The organism is Shewanella sp. GD03713 (genome assembly GCF_029843705.1).
GTDB lineage: Bacteria > Pseudomonadota > Gammaproteobacteria > Enterobacterales > Shewanellaceae > Shewanella.
Genome location: NZ_JAOCIW010000001.1, coordinates 4,021,446 through 4,038,246, shown reverse-complemented (window position 1 = coordinate 4,038,246; position 16,801 = coordinate 4,021,446). Strand labels below are relative to the sequence as shown.

Sequence of the window (16,801 nt, the reverse complement as noted above, 5' to 3'; positions counted from 1 at the left end):
ATAAAACTTGTTGAGGGCGGCATCGCCAATGAATACGGTTGCAGCGGTCGGTTTGGTTGTAATGAAAGATTGAGCACAATCTAAAAATGTAAGAAAATTACCGTTCGCCAACCTTGGCGTGTTATTGCTATTTCACTTGTCTTCCAGCGGTAAGGATAGAACGTGGCCAAATCAGCTAAAACCCTGCAACAACGCATGGGCATCGTCGCCCTCACTTGGCCGATTTTTATCGAAACCTTGCTGCAATCTTTACTCGGGATCAGCGATATTTTTATGCTGAGCCATTATTCCGATAATGCCGTCGCCGCCGTGGGGCTCACCACTCAATTGATGTTTTTTATGATGGTGATGTCCATGATGGTCAGCACAGGCGCCAGCATTCTGATCAGCCAAAATAATGGTGCCGGGCAGACGCAGCAAGCGACCGATATTGGTGTCGCAAGTGTGGCCTTAAGCTTAGGCTTAGCCGTGATTATGGGGGCATCGATGTTTTTCGGTGCCCACGGCATTATCGGTTTGTTTGCCCTAGAGCCTGAGGTCGCAGGCTATGGTTATGACTATCTGCTGATCTGCGGCAGTTTAAGTATTGGGCTGGTGATGAACATCGCCTTTGCCGCCATCTTACGTAGCTACGGTTTTACCCGCTCGGCCATGTTAGTCACCTCCAGCACGGGATTGATGAACGTGCTGGGTAACTATATTGCCCTCTATTCTCCCTTTGGTTTGCCGGTTTATGGAGTGACTGGGGTGGCGATTTCGACTGTAACCAGCCAGATTATCGGTGCCTTGATTATGCTGGCGGTGATCCACCGTAAAGGTATCCCGCTGCCGATGCCAAGGTTGAAGTTATTGCCGCGCAGCACCTATTGGAGTGTGATGCGCATAGGTTTGCTCAATGCGGGCGAAATGCTCTCCTACAACGTGGCGCAGATGACCATCATCTATTTTATCAGCCAGATGGGCACACTCTCGCTGACGGCCTATACCTATGGCTTGAATATCAGCCGCTTTATTTACTGTTTTGCGGTGGCGCTCGGGCAGGCATCGCAAATTCAAACCGGCTACTACGTCGGTAAACAATGGTTCGATGAGATTACTGTGCGGGTGCAAAAATATTGCCTTGTGGGCTTTATTGCTTCCCTTGCCATAGTGTTAGCCTTTTATTGGCAGCGTTTTACCATAGTGGGCTGGCTGAGTGAAAACCCTGAAGTGATTCAACTTACCGCACTCCTGCTATTGGGTTCCATTGCGCTGGAAACCGGCCGAGTCTTTAATCTGGTGATTATTTCGGCATTAAAAGGCGCGGGGGATGTGGCGTTTCCGGTGCGCGTTGGCCTGTTTAGCATGTGGGGAATTGGCGTGCTATTGGCTTGGTTCTTTGGGCTGCATTTAGGTTATGGCGTGCTGGCCGCTTGGCTTGCTGTTGCGGCCGATGAATGGGTGCGAGGCTTGATTATGGTGCACCGTTGGCGCTCGGGTCGCTGGCAGCGTTTTACCCGTATTCCGCCAGCAACGCCTGTTTCATCTCGTTAATAGCTAGGCTTTAAGCGCTCTATTTAAAGACTGCTCGGGGCTTATTACTGGCCCCATTTGCCCGATTTCAGCTGTTCATTTTTAAATTGTAGATACCTTGAATGCCCTGCATCGGTTTCGATTTCCATGGTGCTGTAGGGGGCAAAAATAGCCCCTGGAATTTGGCATCCATTCGTGAGGACGTCCTCTAATGAGGGCATAAAACATTCTTTAAACGGATCAAAATGGATTCTATAACTGGCATAGTCGCGTGCAACAAATCGTTCGGTGATGGTTTTGAATAGCTGTCCAAAAGGCGTGTCGAGCCTCTGTGGCGTGGAGTAATAAAAGCCTTGTCCGTACCAGTAAAGCAATAAAGCGGTACCCGCATCGCAGAGCGGATGTTCGATAATCGCCCTCACCATATCGGGATCATGGTCATCCCAATTCAAGTTGCCCGCGACAAAATGCAATTCCTCCATACTTTGTAAGTCACTGATACAGACGATTTGTGTCGCCGCTTTACCAAAGTAGGCGCTGTATTCATGTAAAGCGTCATAATCGGGATCGTCGAGCAATTGGGTAAGTCGTTGTTGATTGGCGATACAGCCTAATTCGGCGCATTCATAGGCGCGGATAAATTGTTCTTGGGTTAATAACTTAGCCACGGGCGTCCTTGGGATTGTTAAATAATGACATTCGCCAGCCCTGATAACTGAGGGCCAGCGAGAAAGAGTGAGGATGTTAGGCGTTAAGCTTGCTGTTGCAGCAGGGTACGACAGAGCTTAATAAAGTCGGAAGAGGTGACAATCCCTAATACTTTCTTATCGTTATCTACTACGGGTAAGCAGCCGAGTTTGTTGTCGATAAAGTATTCCACTACCACGCTTAAGGGCTCATCGGCGGTTAAGTGCTGGCAGTCTTTGTCCATCACAGTCGCTATGGGAGTGTAGCGTTCCTTGCGATCCAATGCGCCTTGGCCGTATTTGTTCAACATAGACAATACGCTGGCGATCATCTTCTTATGGGTGAGTACGCCGACTAAGGTGCCGTCGGTTTCAGATATCACAGGTAAATGGCGCACGCCGCGGGTTTGCATTAAATGGTGGGCATCTTTCAGGCTAGCACCATCGCTAATGCAGATGACCTCAGTGCTCATAATATCGCTGACTTTCATCCTATAAATTCCTTTTTTAACAAGGCTCAGGTTTGATGCTCGACGAGCCAAAATCTGAGCGATTTGCCACTGATCCGATGTTAGCAGCTTACTCATAGCTTGTGCCAGTGCTGTACAAATAAAGTACGCTATCCAGTATAAGCTTATGAATTAAAAGAAATCATAAAAGGCTGACAAAGATGTCACAAATGTGTAACAGTGATGTCTCACAATCGGGGCCTCATTAGACCTCATACCAGTGAAACCTCATCTTATAAGGGAATAATAATAATGAAACGAACCGTGACTCGTCGTGATTTTTTAGCCATGTCGGCCAAAGGCATTGGTGCAGCAGTGATCTCCTACGGCCTAATGGGGTGTAGTGACAGTGATGATGATAAATCTGTTCCTGCGCAGTTTTTACATGGGGTAGCCAGTGGCGACCCTGCGCATGACGCGGTGATCCTCTGGACCCGTGTGACGCCAGATTCTGCTGGGGATGTTAAAGTCAGCTGGCAAGTGGCCAGTGATGCGGCATTCTCACAATTAGTGACCACGGGGGAGATGGTTACCAACGCTAACCGTGATTACACGGTCAAAATCGATGCCCGTGGTTTACGTGCGGGACAAACCTACTTCTACCGCTTTATGACGGGCGGAAAAACCTCTGAGGTGGGCAAGACCCGCACTCTACCCGAGGGTGATGTGAGTTCGGTAAAACTTGCCGTCATGTCATGCGCTAACTTTCCTGCCGGCTATTTTAACGTGTATGAATTAGCTGCGGCGCAGGATGACCTCGATGCCGTGGTGCATCTGGGTGACTATATCTACGAATATGCTCGCGGCGGCTATGCCAGCGAACATGCGGCAGAGCTTGGCCGTGAAGTGTTACCCGCCAACGAACTGCTGACCCTCAACGATTACCGTACCCGTTACGGCCAATATCATACCGATGCCAGCCTGCAAAAATTGCACGCGAAAGTGCCTTTTATTACGGTATGGGACGACCACGAAGTGGCAAACGATACTTGGCGTGATGGCGCCGAGAACCACAACGAAGGCGAAGGGGATTTTGCGGTTCGTAAAGAAGCCGCACTGCAGGCTTACTTCGAATGGCTACCAATCCGCCCATGGCGTGAGGGTAACCATGAGGAGATTTATCGCAGCTTCAGTTACGGCAACTTAGTCGACTTACATATGCTGGATACGCGAGTGTTAGCCCGCGATAAGCAGCTCGATTATGCCGATTATATGGATGCCAGTACGGGCGCCTTCGATGGCGAGCGTTTCCGCGCCGATGTGACATCGACTTCGCGCACTATGTTAGGGCTGACCCAGTTACTCTGGCTACAGGGTACCTTATTGCAAGCCACGGGTACTTGGCAGGTATTAGGACAACAGATCCTCATGGGCAAAATGTCTCTACCTGCGGCGATTGCTACCCAGCAAATGAGCATTCCACAATATGCCATGCTTGGTGCGTTGGCGAAGTTAGCCGCCCGCGCGGCGGCAAATGATCCAACCCTAACGGCGGCAGAATTACAGTACTTGCAGGCTAATCAAGCCCTGTTAACGCCAGAGGTGATTGCCCTGCTGCAACTGCCATCTATTCCCTATAACTTGGATGCATGGGATGGTTATGCCTATGAAAGGGAAGTGATTTTAGGCACGGCTAAATCGAAAAATCACAACCTAGTCGTGATTGCCGGTGACACCCATAATGCCTGGGCGAATGAGCTTAAAGATGTCAACGGCGATACCGTAGGGGTCGAGTTTGCCACAAGCTCAGTGTCATCACCAGGTTTGGAATATTACTTAAATCTACCAGCAGAACAGATCCCCGCGACCGAGGCGGCGATCGTCGAGTTGGTGCCAGATCTTAAATACACCAACCTCAAAGATCGCGGCTTTATGACTTTAACCTTCACCAAGGAAGCGGTGCGTAGCGACTGGCATTATGTCAGCACGATTCTGGCGAAGGAGTTTGAAGAGTCGAGTAGCCGCAGCTACAGCGCCATGACTAAGGTCGGTGAACCTATTATCAACCCTGTGAGCTAACTTAAGCGTCAAACTTAAGCGTCACACTTTGCTTTGAGCCTGTGCTCGTTCCTTGTTGGCCACCTTTGGGTGGCCTTTTTTGTACGCTTTTTGTTAGTTCCGTCCTAAAAATGCAAAATAAACGGCCGTTCACCTGCAACTTATGACTATAACTGCAGCACGGCGGTTTTTTTTGGTATAAAATTCGCTCCCAAAATTCGGCGGCTGCCTACACTTGCTAGGACTCTTATGAAGAGAATGCTGTTCTCGTGTTTTGGACGCCGAACAGACCTTACAGGGTAAAAGCTCGCGCTTTAACTCCTAAAATCAATAATTAAGATGGGGATCGGTGTCATGTCAGAAAAATATTTCGTTACCGCACAACAACTGCTCGAAGATTCATTTCTATTAGCTTCACAGGTTTATGAGAGTGGATTCCGTCCGCAGTTTATCGTGGGTATTTGGCGTGGCGGTGCTCCAATCGGGATCGCGGTACAAGAGTTTTTCGACTTTAAGAAGGTTGAAACCGACCATATCGCCGTGCGTACCTCGTCTTACTACGGTATTGGTACCGACAAGCAAAGCAAAGAAATCAAAGTCCATGGCCTGCATTACATTGTTGAAAATGCGAATGCTAGCGATAGCTTACTGATTGTGGACGATGTGTTTGACTCTGGCCGCAGTATCCACGCGCTGAAGGAAAAGTTAAGCCAACTGATGCGCTTAAACATGCCGCAGGATATTCGTATCGCTTGTCCTTATTACAAGCCAAAAAATACCGCAGTGCCTTTAAAGCCTGATTACTATATCCATGCCTCTGAAGACTGGTTAGTGTTCCCACACGAAGTGACGGGTTTAACGCCGGAAGAAATTGCCGAAGGTAAGGGCGATTTAAAAAATATTCAGCATCTTTTTAAGTAAAAAGAACCTGTTAATAAAAAGCGTTAGCAGTTTTTGCTAACGCTTTTTTGTTTCTCGGTTTTGAAATAGAGCCTATTGTTTTGGCCTATAAATCCATGCAGTTGGCATAGTAAGTGACAGTCGCCGGCCAGTCCGAAAACACGCCAATCACGCCCACATCTTTGGCTAGCACATCGAGCAGCTCATAGGTATCGCCTTCATTATCAATGGCATCGGTAATGCTTTGATAATACCAACCGCCGCCATCTTTCAATAATCCTGAGCGCTCTAAGCTCCAAGTGATGATCTTAAGTCCCGCTGCTTTCGCGGCTTTGGCATATTCCGATGGAATGATTTTTTTATCTGCATCTAAGGTCACCAGCACCCAGAGTGGCGGCGCGACAATCTCTACGCCTTGGGCTTTAAGTTCTGCCATTGATGGCGACCAGCTGGAGGAGTCCTGTGGGTCAAAACCCGTGTGAATATCGTATCTATCATCCAGATATACCGCTTGCTTGCCAAACTCGGGATCGTTAGCAATCCAGTATTTTACATCTTCCAAATTAAAGGACTGGGGGAATACCTGTGAGGCATCGACGCCCGCCGCGGTATATTCGTCGAGCATCTTCTGGGCGTACTCCTGCTGAGTAAAGCCATCGAAGGGCATAGCCACACTGGCCGCCTTTAGCTCGGGTGTCATTTTGACGCCGGCCTTTTTAAACATCTCAATACTCTCGGCGTGGGTCATCAGGGTACCGTTGCCCGCATAGAGATCGGTGCGCCACTTAGGCGTGGCATTTATAAATTCCTCGACATTGGTGGCCTTTGGATTTTCGCCCTCCATCTTACCCTTTAACATTTTAAATTCGGCGAGGGTGATATCGCTGGTACAGCAAGTTGCTGTGGCGGCAACGCCATTGGCCGCATCGGCGGGTGTAAAGGGGACTGAGCATTTATTGGCAAGTTCGGGAATAGCCAAAATATTGGTTGTGCTGGCGAGATCGCACTGAGAATGGCGACAGACTAAGGCTTTATCCGCAGTAAAAGTCACATCACACTCGACAATACCCGCGCCAGAGTCGATGGCGGCTTGGTAGGATTCTTTAGTGTGTTCAGGGAATTGCATTGCCGCGCCGCGATGACCAATGGCAAAATCGCTACGGTAGAAATGGTCGGTTTCGCACTGGGCTAAACGGGTTTTTAAGCTGCTGTCCTGCATTTGACGCACTAAAAACAGTGGTCGCTCTCCGACTTGGGCTGGCACCAGTTTGGCGGGCGGCGGTGTAGTGTCGTTATCTTTGTTATCGCTGTTGCAGCCTGCGAGCAGAGCCGTACTGGCGAGCAGCATGCAGAGTGTTACTGAGGAGGTATTCATCATCTTTCCTAAATTATGGATTACTTATTAATGGGGTCCCTCATACTCTAAAATTGCTATATGACTAAATAAGCTCAGTTTTATGACTAAAACAAGAAAAGATACCGTCCGCCAGCCGCTTTTGCGCTAGCTTGATACTGAGCTTAGGACTAAGATTAGGGCGAAAAATTATCTCGCATGCCGCGTTACTTTTGGATTCTTACGGCTGTGTGAAAGTGCTAAGTATGAAAATTTTCTCGCAAGCGATCTTTCTGTGCCGAAATCAAGTAAACTGCGCTCCTTTTGTTTTATGATGGCGTTTGTATCGCTTGATAAGACAAACGTGGCAAGCATCATTTAGGAAATAGAGCAGAATGAGCAAGGGTAAAAAATACGATTTTCGCGTCACTCAAGCTGAAAATGGTTGGAAGACGGAAATCACCCGTCGTATGACGTCGACTAAAACAGTAGTGTCGAAAAGCCATGACGGTTTTGCGACCGAGGCCGAGGCACAAGCTTGGGGTCAAGCCGAGCTGCAAGTGTTTTTAGGCACGCTGGCTGAGCGCAACAAGCGTCGCTCAGAGAAACAGGCTAAGGCCAAATTAGCGGCGGCTTTAGCGGCAGAAGCGGCAACCGATGCCGATGATTTTGATGATGAAGACGAGTTCGGCGAAGAATAACTCGCCCGAAGAATACATCTCGAAACAAAATCCTCGAGGGCAAGCTGGCTTATAAGCCAATATGCACTCAACAAAAAAGCGGACCAGAGGTCCGCTTTTTTGTTGTCTCACTTAAGGTATTCCCTTAAGTGAGCATTAGGCAATGGGATTAGCCTTGAATTTTAAAGCTACCTTGCATAATCGCCCAGTGGCCTGGGAAGCTGCAGAAGAACTGGTAAGCTTCAGTCGCGCTCATGCCCGCAGTGCTAAAGGTCACAGAAGTTGATTCACCGCCACCCACTAAACCAGTGTGGGCGATAACACGGGTATCACCGGCTTTAACGTAAGCAGCATCGGCGCCAGCGCCCATACCATCGGTCGCAACGGCAGACATATCAGCGGCTTTAGTTAATACCCAGTTGTGGCCCATAGCTGCTTTTGGCAGAGTGCCAGTGTGCGTTAGTGTGAGGGTCACTTCCTTACACGTTGCAGGAACAGACAGCTCTTTAGTGTCAAATTGCATAGCGTCAGTCGCAGCAATCTTGAGTTCACATTCGTTAGCACTCGCTTGGCTGGCGACGAATAATCCTAGGCCGAGTAAGCTAGCGCTAGTCATATTACGTAAAGTGGTGCTTTTCGCTTTCATCTGGTACTTCCTTATTCTGAACAAGGTGGGTCGAGCCGTTTTGGCTCGAACATGCGCTTGCCAGCATAGGCTGAATTCATTAAATGGGAATGAATTCGGTATGTAAATTATGTATATAGTACTTTTGAATGAAAGAGGTCGAGTGCGACAATTTGCCGCACTCATGGGTTAACGTTGGACTTCGTGGCGATAGGGAATCGCGCGCTGGGCGCCTTCTCGGGTAACGGTAATGGCAGAGGCGGCATTGGCAAACCCTACGGCCGCTGCAATTGACATCCCTTCACTTAAACCCACCACTAAGGCGCCATTAAAGGTATCGCCCGCGGCAACCGTATCTATGGCTTGCACTGTCAGCGCCGGAATTAACCCGGTAAAACCGGCACTGCTGATAAACGCGCCTTTACTGCCTAAGGTTATGACGACAGTTGCAACGCCCTGCTGATGTAGCCACTGTGCGGCAAGTTCGGCATCTTCTTCATTCTTGACCTCAATGCCTGTAAGCGCTTCGGCCTCGGTTTCATTGGGGGTAATGATGTCGACCCATTTGAGGTAATCCAACTCCTGACTGGTTGCAGGCGCTGGATTCAGCACTGTGGTAATACCGAGGCGCTTGGCGGTTTGCAATGCGTGGTGAACCGTCTCCATAGGCGTTTCGAGCTGGATCAGTAAGAATTGGGCATTAGCAAACAGGGCGTAATGCTTCTCTAATTCGCTCGGGGTGAGATGGGCATTGGCGCCCGCGGCGATCCCGATGGAGTTCTCCCCATTATCGCCGACAAAAATCAGCGCCGTGCCCGTACTCATATTGGCGACTTGGGTAATACCTTCGGCCTTAATGCCATCCTTGAGCCAGCTTGTACGCATGTCATTGCCGACACTGTCTTGGCCGAGATGGCAGATAAATGCTACTTCCGCATCCCCTTGGCATAAACGGGCACAGGCTACCGCCTGATTGGCCCCTTTGCCACCGTGTTCCAAGCGATAGGCACGGCTCATTAAGGTTTGGCCGGGAACGGGCAAATACTCAAAGTTCATCACATGATCGGCATTCGCACTGCCGATAACGAGGATCTGGCTCATGGAAGGTTCACTCTTAAGTTTATCTGCGATTGAGATAGGTTGGTGTGTAGGCCGCTAAGCTGTCAACTAACAAGTCAACAAAGCCCAGTCTATCAATGCCGAAGAGCACTGTCGCATTCGCGGGTTTGCCCGTTAGTTGATAGCGGTCGACCACCGTCATCCCCAGTGTTAACTCGCTTTGGGTTTCAATGCCGACCCAGCAGTCTTGGGCATCAAACAGCGCGGGGTTGAGTAACCAAGCGATAGTGCAAGGGTCATGCAGCGGCGCACCGACGAAGCCCCATTTAGGATCTCTATGGTAAATCATAAAGAAATCCAACAACTCGGCGACACACTTAGCCACGGGATTCGGAATAGCGCGAATACGTTCGATATCTTCATCCATGATCTGTGCCTGATGGGTAACATCGAGGCCGCACATGGTGATGGGAATACCGGATTTAAAGACGATATCGGCCGCCTCTGGGTCGACAAAAATATTAAACTCGGCGGCGGGTGTCCAGTTACCAACCCCGGCGGCACCACCCATCAACACAATGCGCTCAATCTTGGCGTGTAACTCGCCGTGGCTGGCGAGTAGCAGCGCGATATTGGTGAGCGGCCCAGTAGGCACTAATGTTACTGGCTTATCACTTTGGCGGATTTTCTCGGCCATCAGCTCGATTGCATTCACGGCTTGAGGTTGAAAACTCGGTGCAGGCAATGCCGGGCCATCGAGCCCCGTTTCACCGTGAACGTTATCGGCAATCATCAACTCACGGCTTAAGGGTTTAACCGCGCCGCCCGCGACCGGAATATCGCTGCGATTGAGCAGGGTTAAGATCCGCAGGGCGTTATTGAGGGTTTTATCTGGGGTTTGGTTGCCGGCGCTGGTGGTCACGGCCAGTGGGTTTAGCTCAGGATGGGCGAGGGCTAAAATGAGCGCGATAGCATCGTCATGGCCGGGATCGCAATCCAAAATAATCGGACGACTCATACTGTTACTCCTTTAAACAGCGGGAATGGAAACGTAGAATAGCATGCTCAAGTTTGCAGGCTAGGATGTGGCCGAGTCTTTAGGGCAAACTGTGAGCTTTTTCTGATTTCTATCAATAAGCTGCTACAATAGCGCCCCGCTTTAGGCAGAATCAAGTTCTCTAATGCCTTACCGATCATGGAATGATAAGGAAGTTCTGGCGTGTTGATGAATCGCAGTGAATTAACCTCGAGTGCACCCACGCGTTTTTGGGGTTGGTTAACAATACTCTTGACCTGTGTCCCTCTCCTTTTGATGAGTGTTGCCGCGCTGTTCCTCTGGGAAGGGGCGCAAAAGTGGTTTCTAGTCAATCAGTTGCTAGAACGTGGTGATGTGGCCATTGGTCGAGTGATTGAGACCGCCTATCGCAGTGAGCGCAGTTCGACGGGCGTTTATAACCAAAGATTGATTTGCTTGGTTGAGTATCGCACCGCCGAGGGCAAGCTCGTCCGTCAATGGGAGCTCGATGGCGTGAATTGCCAAGCGACCTATCAATTACGGCCACCGCAGGGCGACACCCCAGGCGCATTAGTGCCCAACTACGGGCAAAGTGTTGTGCATTATCTTCCCGAGGCGCCAACACGGGCGAGCGCCGATCTCGAATTAACCCGCGATCGCGCCAAGCTAGATTTGGGCTTTGGCATCGCAGGTATATTAGGCAGTTTGCTGGTCGGTTATTTCTGTTTGACGCTATTAAGGATCCGCTGGGCCGAGTCCCGTTATGTGCCAACACTCAAGCGGTTAGGGCTGCAACAGGATTACACCGGGATTATCAGTTTGCTCGAAACCTATCGCCAGCATCCTGCTGCGAATATCCTAGTCTGGGAAGCGGCTGAGCATATAGGTCATTGCCCTGAGCTCTATCCGCGTTTGGTCGATTTATTCGAGCAAATGCAAACTTCACCAAGCAAAAAAAAGCTGGAGTCGGTAGATGAATCTATTGCGATGATAAGCTTTTATCGCTTGAGTTCATTAGGATTTCACGACTTAGCGCTGGCGATGCTCGCCCGTAATAAACAGGCGCTATCGGCTAAAACCTTAGCCAGCTTTGTGCTGATGACGCGCACTAAGCAGTTGCCCTTTGCATTGGAATTAACCGCAGAAAAGTTAGCGGCATGGAAGGCGCTGTGTGAGGCCAAAGTACTCACATTCGGCTTGACGGATGAAAAGCAATGCTCCGTCGATTTTGCGGTGCACCTCGATTATTTACTCTGCTTAGTGACATTAGTGCTAGACAATACCGCACTGAACCGCCAAGTGGGGCAGGCTATCGGCCCAGTTCAACGGTTGATCTTAACAGCCTTAAAACAGGCAATGCCATTTGACGCACTCAGCCAAGACTGTGCGCAGACACTGGATAAACAAATTCAAGTGCTCTTAACCCGTTTAAATACGACTCAGGGTTTTGAATACGAACTCAAGCCGCTACTCGAGTCGATATCAGGCAAATTAGCACAACCCAATCAGCAACCCGCGTTTTCAGTAACCAAAGTATCAGCAACCAAAATTTCAGCAAATACAGGGAAATAAGTAATGCAGTCTTATCCTATATCACGCCCCTTGGCATTGGTGGCCGCCTTAGTGGCGTTACAATTAACCGCCTGTAGCCAACCTAAGCCCGTCGCCGTAGTCGAAAATGAAAAGGAATCCTTGCTGCAATTTGATAACGGCAAGCTTATCCAGTTTAAGGAAGAGGCAAATCCGAATTACCGCCATATTCCCTGCGATTTACCCGCAGTTGAGACTGTGGTGACCAACAGCACGGCCTTCGCCGCATTAACTAACTCGGATGAGGTGATCACTTGGGGCGACAGTTTTGCCGGTGGCGATAGCCGTGAGGTGACGCCAGAGCTCAAGCAAGTGAAGCAAATTGTCCCAGTTAAAGATGGGTTTGCTGCGCTGCGCCAAGATGGCACTGTGGTCTATTGGGGTAATGCGGGCAAGTTGAGTCTGGACAAGGTATTGCAAGCGCGCATGACCAATATCACTAAGCTATTCGCCAACCGAGAGGCCATAGCCGCCCTCGACGCCAATGGTAAGGTACATACTTGGGGCTACGGGCCTTACGGCGGCAATAGTTTGCAGGTGCAGGATGAGTTAGTCGATGTGGTCGATATCTTTGCTAAAGGGCGCAGTTTTATTGCCCTGAAAAAAGACGCCAGCGCCGTAGTTTGGGGGGAGGTTGAAAGTTCGACCAATATGAAGAAGTTGCAGTCGCAGCTGACGGATATTAAACATATCGAATATTTTCAAAATACCTATGCCGCCTTAAAAAAAGATGGCTCAGTGGTGAGTTGGGGCTGGCGCAGTGATGCTTATCCTATCCGCAGCGCGCTTAAGGATGTAGCAAGTCTCACGGCAAACAGTTGCGCGTTTGCGGTGTTAAGTCCAACGGGGGATGCCCATTTCTGGGGCGATGGCATTAACTGTGGCGTCGATTGGATCAAGAAAACCGATATCACAGGCGTGAAGGATATTATCAGCGTTGGCCCGGGATTCTTGCTACTGCGTGACAACGCCACGCCGCAAATTCTCGCCGACGATACGGATTACGCCTATCTGTTTGGCTTTCATCATGCTCAAGAGATCCTCGACAAATATTGGCAGCAAGGCAGCAAAATTACCCTAGGTAAGTCCTCCTTTGCCTTTACGCGCCCCGACGGCAAAGTGGTACCCGTCGGTTATCGGGCTGACCTTAAAAATGTCGAGCAACTGATTGAACGCATTCCGCGCCTCACTTGGTTAGCGCAGGCAAATGATGGTTTTGTGGGGATCAGTGAAAAAGGAGAATGGGTCTCTTGGTCGATGAATCTGGGAATGTTTGATAAATCGCCGGTACAACCTGCCGACTCCTTGGTGGTTAAGCCGCTGGAATTTACCCCCGCTGCCCAATGTGAGACCCCAGAGCAACGGCAGGCGATTTTGAGTCAGGCAAGGCCGCAGCGTAAAATCAATTGGTCATTTGACTAACTCATTGTTGGGCATGTAGGGCATTTCTCAGCTGGTGAAGGTTCATTCACCAGCTTGTTTATCCCTCACCGACCTATCTTTGGCTGCTATTTGCTGTTTTACAGTTGTTATGACTGTATAAGTATCATTTTGTTTTGCTTTTTAACTGTTATCTTATTTACATCTTCGCTAGAATGCTGGATGTTTTCTATGCAATTTCATATGTCGTATTAACCCATAACAATGCGATACAAGGATGATAATAATGAAATGTATACCCCATATGCAGATGAGGTTATGGCAGGGCGCGAGCGTATTGATGCTATGCAGCCTAATCGGTTCTGAATCCGTTGAGGCGAAATTGGATATGCCTCGCCATGAGAGCAGTGCTTCCCATTCCCATGTGCTCCCCGTCTTTAGCCAGCAATTAGGATTTAACCTGCCAGAGGGGTGGCGCAAAGCCTACCATGAAGAACGTGCGGGCATGTTTATGGCGGAATTTGTGCCGGAGCAGGAGGCGCTCAATCAATGGAGTGCGCTGTTTTGTGTGCAAGGCTTTAAGGATATGGCCGAAAGCGTGAGCCCCGAGCAGTTTTTAGATGCGATGGCCGAGACTTACCAAGCCTCCTGTGACGGTGAGGTGGTTTACCAAAAGCTGGGGGATACCCAAGTGGATGGTCACGACGGATTTCAAGCCATTCTTGGTTGTACCACTATGCCGAATCTCCATGGCGCGACTCAATTTAATCCTACGGCCTTTACCTCTCATCCCCAGGGCGAAATTGGTTATTACACTGTAGTGAGTGGCGACAAGGATTTGTATTTGCTGCATAAATCGATGCGTGGTGAGGTGTTTTCTGCCGATAAACCTCCTCTGCAAGCCGCCAACAGTGCCGACTTTATCTCTGCCTTAGCGCCCTTTTCCTTAAAGTAGTTGTCAGTCGATAGACGGATGATCATGGACTTTCATCCGTATAGACGTCTATAATGCGCGCGCTCAGGCTTGATATGCCACGAGCCTTGTTGGGCGTTAACTGGTTTTTTCGCCCTATGAACCTCATTTTTAGTCAACCTTCTGTGGTGCTTGCGACGCATTCGTCGCGAGATAATCGGGAAGCCAGTGAAATTCTGGCACTGCCCCCGCAACGGTAAAAGGTGAGAGACGACCGCATTCGTTAGGTAGCTCAAGATGAGCCAGAGAATCGAGTGTGCAAAGGTCAGTTTCGCGTTTATCTCTCGTTGAGATAGACATAGCCTAAGTCCGGAGACCGGCCCTAAAGGTGTTTTTGAGATTTCGGTGGGCAGATCTCAAAATGCGATAGTGACTGTCAGTATTTGTTACTGAATCAACGGTATCGTGGCGCCAATGCCCCGTTTTCCTTGCAGGAGTTAAAGGTAAAATGGGAACACATCCAACTAAAATCGCGCTGCTGATCGGCAGCCTTTGCAGCTTTTCTGTTATCGCCCCCGCCGTGGCGGCCGATGATGCCAGCGTTGCCAAAGTCGATGAGCATATTGTCGTCATTGGCCGTTCAGACAAGACCCCCTTAAATATTGCCGCTAATGTGAATGTGATTGATGCCGCTGCGATTGAGCAGAGTGGCGCAACCAGCTTGACCGAAGTGTTACGTGGTCAAAGCGGTATTCAGCTATCCGACAATAACATTGGTACTAGTTTCGCGATGCGTGGCTTTAGCGCGAGCTCTGCGGTTAACAACACCTTGATTTTGCTCGATGGTCGCCGCTTAAATAATATCGATATCGCCGCGCCTAGCCTGAATGCGATTCCGCTCAATTTAATTGAGCGTGTTGAAATTCTATCGGGCAGTGCCGGCGTGCTCTATGGCGACCAAGCGGTAGGCGGGGTGATCAACATTGTAACTAAATCGCCTGAGAATACGGGCGGCAGCGTGCAATTATCCGGCGGCAGCTTTAATACCTACGAAGGTCGCGGCGATGTGTCGGGCGCCATCAATAAAGATTGGCACTATTTCCTGACCGGTAGCTACAACCAAGGCGATAACTATCGTAAGCATAATGCCAATGAAACTGGCTCTATCTTAGGCCGTATTCAATATAAAACTGCCACAGATTCTTTCTTCGTTGAAACCAGCTATTACGATGATGACCGCGAGAATCCTGGGGCGTTGACCCCTAAGCAGTTCAAAGAAAATCCACGTCAGTCTTCTAATAGCAGCGAATATGTTCATGAGATGACCACTGCGGCGCGCAGCGGTTATCAGCATCAGCTTAACCAAAACTGGGCCTTAGCGGCGGATCTGGATTACAGCGATACCTTAGTGACCTCATTAAACTGGGGCGCGGGTAGCCAAAATACTCGCTCGCTGCTCATGTTTAGCCCTAAAGCACTTGCTAATTACAGCACCCGTCAAGGTGAGCTAAACCTAGTCACTGGTTTAGACATCAGCCGCGGTAAGGCCGAGTTTGACTCTACGGCACGCAGCAACGTGCAGGAAATGCAAAGTGCTTACTTGCAAGCCACTGTGCCATTAAGCCACACCTTAAGCTATGTGGTGGGCGGCCGTTATGCGCGGGTGACCGACGATCTGGTCGATGGCAATGTGTATCCAAACGGCATCGATTTAGATGAAGATGCGACCGCATTCGAGTTCGGTTTAAATTACCGTCCGAGCGCCGAGCACAGATTCTATCTGCGTGGCGATGAAAACTTCCGCTTTGCTAAGGTCGATGAGCAAGCTTACACCCCGAAAGATGTGTATGGCTTAAAGCCGCAGACAGGCCGCTCCTATGAGGCGGGTTGGGATTGGACTGTGGCCAGCCAAAGCCTACGCGTTAGCCTATATCGCCTCGATTTAGAAGATGAAATCGTCTTCGACCCAAGTGCTGAAAAACCTGTTGGCGGCAGCTTCCAAGGTGCCAACGTCAATGCCGATGCATCACGCCGCTATGGCGCGAGTGCCGATTGGGATTGGCAGGTTACTCAAGCCCTCACCTTAGGCTTGGAATATAACTATATTGATGCTGAATTTACCGATGGGGTGAATGATGGCAAGCAATTGTCTTGGGTGGCTGAGCATACGGGACGCGGTTATGTCAGTATGGATTTTGCCGAGCATTTCCAAGTGTTTGCCGAGGCGATTTACACGGGCGATCGTTTTATCGAAGGCGATAACGGCAACGAAGGCGATAAATTATCTAGCTATGTTTTAGGTAATCTAGCCCTTAACTATACCCGTGATGCTTGGTTAGCGAGCCTGCGTATCGATAACCTGTTTGATAAAGAGTATGTTAGCTCGGGTTACTACGGTGGCATTTGGGGCGATAGCTATTACTCAGGCCGAGGCCGTGATATTCGCTTGACTGTGGGTTACCGCTTCTAAGCTTGAAATTAATGCTTAACCGAATAAAGCCAGACTCAGTCTGGCTTTATTATTTCTGTTGTTTGGTTATGCGCAGAGAAAAATCCATTTTCTCGGTGTATTCTTTATAAGTTCAGCCTATTTTGAGATGG

General features: G+C 49.5%; 14 protein-coding genes and 1 riboswitch. Of the genes, 8 read left to right on the top strand and 6 right to left on the bottom strand.

What is annotated here, in order from left to right; translation table 11 throughout:
- Positions 1 to 162: 162 nt before the first annotated feature.
- The gene (locus N5E87_RS17685) at positions 163 to 1,533 is read left to right on the top strand and encodes an MATE family efflux transporter (RefSeq protein WP_011625137.1); all 1,371 of its coding nucleotides are present in this window, start codon (positions 163 to 165) and stop codon (positions 1,531 to 1,533) included.
- 44 nt (positions 1,534 to 1,577) lie between these two features.
- On the opposite strand, the gene N5E87_RS17680 is transcribed toward N5E87_RS17685, so the two are convergent.
- Both N5E87_RS17680 and N5E87_RS17675 read right to left on the bottom strand, forming a co-directional pair.
- Positions 1,578 to 2,180, bottom strand: a complete 603-nt coding sequence (locus N5E87_RS17680; protein WP_279775557.1) for a DUF4274 domain-containing protein — start codon at positions 2,178 to 2,180, stop codon at positions 1,578 to 1,580.
- 83 nt (positions 2,181 to 2,263) lie between these two features.
- Positions 2,264 to 2,689 (bottom strand): CBS domain-containing protein, encoded by a 426-nt coding sequence (locus N5E87_RS17675; protein WP_011624048.1) that lies wholly within the window; start codon positions 2,687 to 2,689, stop codon positions 2,264 to 2,266.
- A gap of 270 nt (positions 2,690 to 2,959) precedes the next feature.
- Between N5E87_RS17675 and N5E87_RS17670 the strand changes: the two genes are divergently transcribed.
- A complete protein-coding gene (locus N5E87_RS17670; RefSeq protein WP_279775556.1) occupies positions 2,960 to 4,726 on the top strand; it encodes an alkaline phosphatase D family protein in 1,767 nt (588 codons plus the stop codon).
- A 333-nt stretch (positions 4,727 to 5,059) separates the two neighbouring features.
- Positions 5,060 to 5,626 carry a phosphoribosyltransferase family protein gene (locus N5E87_RS17665; RefSeq protein ID WP_011624046.1) on the top strand — a complete coding sequence of 189 codons (567 nt, stop codon included), beginning with the start codon at positions 5,060 to 5,062 and terminating at the stop codon, positions 5,624 to 5,626.
- An 85-nt stretch (positions 5,627 to 5,711) separates the two neighbouring features.
- Here N5E87_RS17665 and N5E87_RS17660 read toward each other — a convergent pair whose 3' ends face one another.
- The gene (locus N5E87_RS17660) at positions 5,712 to 6,980 is read right to left on the bottom strand and encodes a glycerophosphodiester phosphodiesterase family protein (protein WP_279775555.1); all 1,269 of its coding nucleotides are present in this window, start codon (positions 6,978 to 6,980) and stop codon (positions 5,712 to 5,714) included.
- A 353-nt stretch (positions 6,981 to 7,333) separates the two neighbouring features.
- Between N5E87_RS17660 and N5E87_RS17655 the strand changes: the two genes are divergently transcribed.
- Complete coding sequence (locus N5E87_RS17655; protein ID WP_011625141.1) at positions 7,334 to 7,639, top strand: DUF3622 domain-containing protein; 306 nt, start codon at positions 7,334 to 7,336, stop codon at positions 7,637 to 7,639.
- 148 nt (positions 7,640 to 7,787) lie between these two features.
- On the opposite strand, the gene azu is transcribed toward N5E87_RS17655, so the two are convergent.
- From azu to rihA, 3 genes are all read right to left on the bottom strand, one after another.
- On the bottom strand, positions 7,788 to 8,264 hold the full coding sequence (gene azu, locus N5E87_RS17650; RefSeq protein WP_011718270.1) for an azurin: 477 nt from the start codon (positions 8,262 to 8,264) through the stop codon (positions 7,788 to 7,790).
- Between the two features lie 168 nt (positions 8,265 to 8,432).
- Entirely contained in the window at positions 8,433 to 9,344 is a 912-nt protein-coding gene (gene rbsK / locus N5E87_RS17645) for a ribokinase (protein WP_279775554.1), read from the bottom strand.
- 19 nt (positions 9,345 to 9,363) lie between these two features.
- On the bottom strand, positions 9,364 to 10,320 hold the full coding sequence (gene rihA, locus N5E87_RS17640) for a pyrimidine-specific ribonucleoside hydrolase RihA (RefSeq protein ID WP_279775553.1): 957 nt from the start codon (positions 10,318 to 10,320) through the stop codon (positions 9,364 to 9,366).
- A gap of 207 nt (positions 10,321 to 10,527) precedes the next feature.
- Between rihA and N5E87_RS17635 the strand changes: the two genes are divergently transcribed.
- From N5E87_RS17635 to N5E87_RS17620, 4 genes are all read left to right on the top strand, one after another.
- On the top strand, positions 10,528 to 11,889 hold the full coding sequence (locus N5E87_RS17635) for a hypothetical protein (RefSeq protein WP_279775865.1): 1,362 nt from the start codon (positions 10,528 to 10,530) through the stop codon (positions 11,887 to 11,889).
- Between the two features lie 3 nt (positions 11,890 to 11,892).
- Positions 11,893 to 13,329, top strand: coding sequence for a hypothetical protein (locus tag N5E87_RS17630; protein ID WP_279770133.1), 1,437 nt, complete (start codon positions 11,893 to 11,895; stop codon positions 13,327 to 13,329).
- Positions 13,330 to 13,573: 244 nt separating this feature from the next.
- The gene (locus tag N5E87_RS17625; protein WP_279770131.1) at positions 13,574 to 14,242 is read left to right on the top strand and encodes a hypothetical protein; all 669 of its coding nucleotides are present in this window, start codon (positions 13,574 to 13,576) and stop codon (positions 14,240 to 14,242) included.
- A gap of 127 nt (positions 14,243 to 14,369) precedes the next feature.
- Positions 14,370 to 14,600, top strand: a riboswitch (cobalamin riboswitch).
- Positions 14,601 to 14,708: 108 nt separating this feature from the next.
- On the top strand, positions 14,709 to 16,670 hold the full coding sequence (locus N5E87_RS17620) for a TonB-dependent receptor (RefSeq protein WP_279775552.1): 1,962 nt from the start codon (positions 14,709 to 14,711) through the stop codon (positions 16,668 to 16,670).
- Positions 16,671 to 16,801: the final 131 nt, after the last annotated feature.

Bases quoted from the DNA above. Each gene is read 5' to 3' on its own strand.
- N5E87_RS17620 (WP_279775552.1), top strand. From the start codon at position 14,709: ATGGGAACACATCCAACTAAAATCGCGCTGCTGATCGGCAGCCTTTGC.
- N5E87_RS17635 (WP_279775865.1), top strand. From the start codon at position 10,528: ATGAATCGCAGTGAATTAACCTCGAGTGCACCCACGCGTTTTTGGGGT.
- N5E87_RS17630 (WP_279770133.1), top strand. From the start codon at position 11,893: ATGCAGTCTTATCCTATATCACGCCCCTTGGCATTGGTGGCCGCCTTA.
- N5E87_RS17665 (WP_011624046.1), top strand. From the start codon at position 5,060: ATGTCAGAAAAATATTTCGTTACCGCACAACAACTGCTCGAAGATTCA.
- N5E87_RS17625 (WP_279770131.1), top strand. From the start codon at position 13,574: ATGAAATGTATACCCCATATGCAGATGAGGTTATGGCAGGGCGCGAGC.
- rbsK (WP_279775554.1), bottom strand. From the start codon at position 9,344: ATGAGCCAGATCCTCGTTATCGGCAGTGCGAATGCCGATCATGTGATG.
- N5E87_RS17655 (WP_011625141.1), top strand. From the start codon at position 7,334: ATGAGCAAGGGTAAAAAATACGATTTTCGCGTCACTCAAGCTGAAAAT.
- N5E87_RS17660 (WP_279775555.1), bottom strand. From the start codon at position 6,980: ATGAATACCTCCTCAGTAACACTCTGCATGCTGCTCGCCAGTACGGCT.
- rihA (WP_279775553.1), bottom strand. From the start codon at position 10,320: ATGAGTCGTCCGATTATTTTGGATTGCGATCCCGGCCATGACGATGCT.
- N5E87_RS17675 (WP_011624048.1), bottom strand. From the start codon at position 2,689: ATGAAAGTCAGCGATATTATGAGCACTGAGGTCATCTGCATTAGCGAT.
- azu (WP_011718270.1), bottom strand. From the start codon at position 8,264: ATGAAAGCGAAAAGCACCACTTTACGTAATATGACTAGCGCTAGCTTA.
- N5E87_RS17670 (WP_279775556.1), top strand. From the start codon at position 2,960: ATGAAACGAACCGTGACTCGTCGTGATTTTTTAGCCATGTCGGCCAAA.